Annotated in this window: 2 protein-coding genes and 1 pseudogene; 1 reads left to right on the top strand and 2 read right to left on the bottom strand. The window is 75.1% G+C overall.

The window, feature by feature from the left end; translation table 11 throughout:
- Positions 1-105: pseudogene (locus tag SSBG_RS32670) on the top strand (rRNA methyltransferase); the annotation flags it as partial.
- 57 nt (positions 106-162) lie between these two features.
- Here the strand turns inward: SSBG_RS32670 and SSBG_RS14245 are convergent.
- Together SSBG_RS14245 and SSBG_RS14240 are read right to left on the bottom strand one after the other, a co-directional pair.
- Positions 163-780 carry a TetR/AcrR family transcriptional regulator gene (locus SSBG_RS14245; RefSeq protein ID WP_008746815.1) on the bottom strand — a complete coding sequence of 206 codons (618 nt, stop codon included), beginning with the start codon at positions 778-780 and terminating at the stop codon, positions 163-165.
- A 178-nt stretch (positions 781-958) separates the two neighbouring features.
- Positions 959-1579 carry an Lrp/AsnC family transcriptional regulator gene (locus tag SSBG_RS14240; RefSeq protein ID WP_008746814.1) on the bottom strand — a complete coding sequence of 207 codons (621 nt, stop codon included), beginning with the start codon at positions 1577-1579 and terminating at the stop codon, positions 959-961.
- Between the last annotated feature and the right edge of the window lie 99 nt (positions 1580-1678).

Raw genomic sequence — 1678 nt, 5'->3', positions numbered from 1 at the left:
CGCCTTGTCGCGCTGCCCATGCGCCCCCAGGTCTCCAGCTACAACCTCGCGACGAGCGTGGGCATGGCCCTCTACCACTGGTCCCTCGGTACCAGGCGGCCGTGACGCGGCGGAGAACCGCTCCCGTCGCGCGGACCCTCCCTGCCCCGTCCCCGCCCGGTGTCAGCGCGGGCGCAGGCCGTCGAAGGCCAGGTGGAGCACGGTGTCCGCGAGGTCCTTCGCGCGTTCCGTCTCCTGCTCGCGCGCGTTCGCGTCCCCGCCGTCCACCGGCCGGTACCACTCCACGATCGAGTTGATCATGCCGTAGAGGAGCCGGGTCGCGAGCCGGGGAGCGATGTCCGCGCGCAGCCCGCCCTCCGCGACGGCGGCCCTGACGAGAGCGGAGAGCCGGTGGTCGAAGTCGCGGCGGCGCTCCATCGCCCAGCGCTCCGCGTCCGTGTTGCCGCGCACGCGCAGCAGCAGTGTCACGTACGGCAGCTCGGCGACCAGGAGGGTGACCGTGCCCCGGACGACGTGCTCCAGGCGCTCCGTGGCCGTGCCCGTGCGCGCGTCCTCCTCGTCCAGCACGCCGAACAGGCCGTCGAGCGCGCGGCTCACGGCCCGGCGCAGCAGCTCTTCCTTGCTGGAGACGTGGTGGTAGATCGAGGATTTCGAGATCCCGGCCGCCCGTGCCAGGTGCTCCATCGAGGTGCCGTCGTAGCCGCGTTCGTTGAAGACGCGCACGGCGACCGAGAGGAGGGATTCCGGCGTGTAGGCGTCGCGCTTGACCGCAGCCGTCATGATCAGGACCACCGTTCAGGGGAGGGCTCAGCGGCTCTCCTTCGTGCCGACCGATCGTTCGGTCACTCTAACGCCGCCGCGCCGCGTTGCCCAGGGTGGAAGCCGGGCGCGGGGGCCCGGCGCGGGCCACGGCGCGTGGCCGGACGTGCGGCCGGGCGCGTGGCCTGGCCGGGGCGGTTCAGCGGGCCGGGTGGTCCGCCGGGTGGTCCGCCGGGTGGTCCGCTGCCGCCGAGGACTCGGGGCCCTGGCCCACCTCTTCCTCCTCGAACACCAGCAGCGTACGGGTACTGAGGATCTCGGGGATCGCCTGGAGGCGGGTGAGGACGAGTTCGCGCAGGGCCCGGTTGTCCGGCGAGTGCACGAGGACCAGGACGTCGAAGTCTCCCGAGACGAGCGCGATGTGCGAGACGCCGGGCAGCGCGCGCAACTGGCGGTGCACGGTGCGCCAGGAGTTCTGCACGATCCGCAGGGTCAGGTATGCCGAGGCGCCCTGACCGGCCCGTTCGTGGTTCACGCGGGCGCCGAAGCCGAGGATCACGCCGTCCTCGACCAGACGGTTGATGCGCGCGTAGGCGTTCGCGCGCGAGACGTGCACCTGCTCGGCGACGGAGCGGATCGAGGCCCGCCCGTCCGCCTGGAGGATGCGCAGGATGTCGTGGTCCACGGCGTCGAGCGGGCGCGGCTCGCGCGGGCGCGCGGCGGCGGCCGGGGGCGGCGCGGCACGCTCCCCCGCACCGGGGGCGGCGACCGCCCCGCCGCCCCCGCCCCCCGGGGCCGTACGGGGTGCCGGGGGGCGCAGCCGGGGTGGCGGCGACGCCTCGCGCGGGCGGGCCTCGCCCTGCGGCGCGGCCTCCTGCCGCGCACGGGCGTGCCCGGCCGCGCGGCCCGCTTCGCCGGG

This window comes from Streptomyces sp. SPB074, from assembly GCF_000154905.1.
Classification (GTDB): domain Bacteria; phylum Actinomycetota; class Actinomycetes; order Streptomycetales; family Streptomycetaceae; genus Streptomyces.
The sequence above is the reverse complement of the archived record's forward strand: the minus strand, read 5'-3'. Positions and strand labels throughout refer to the sequence as shown.

What these genes read in the sequence shown, in the direction of transcription:
- SSBG_RS14245 (WP_008746815.1), bottom strand. Translation starts at nt 780, where the DNA reads ATGACGGCTGCGGTCAAGCGCGACGCCTACACGCCGGAATCCCTCCTC.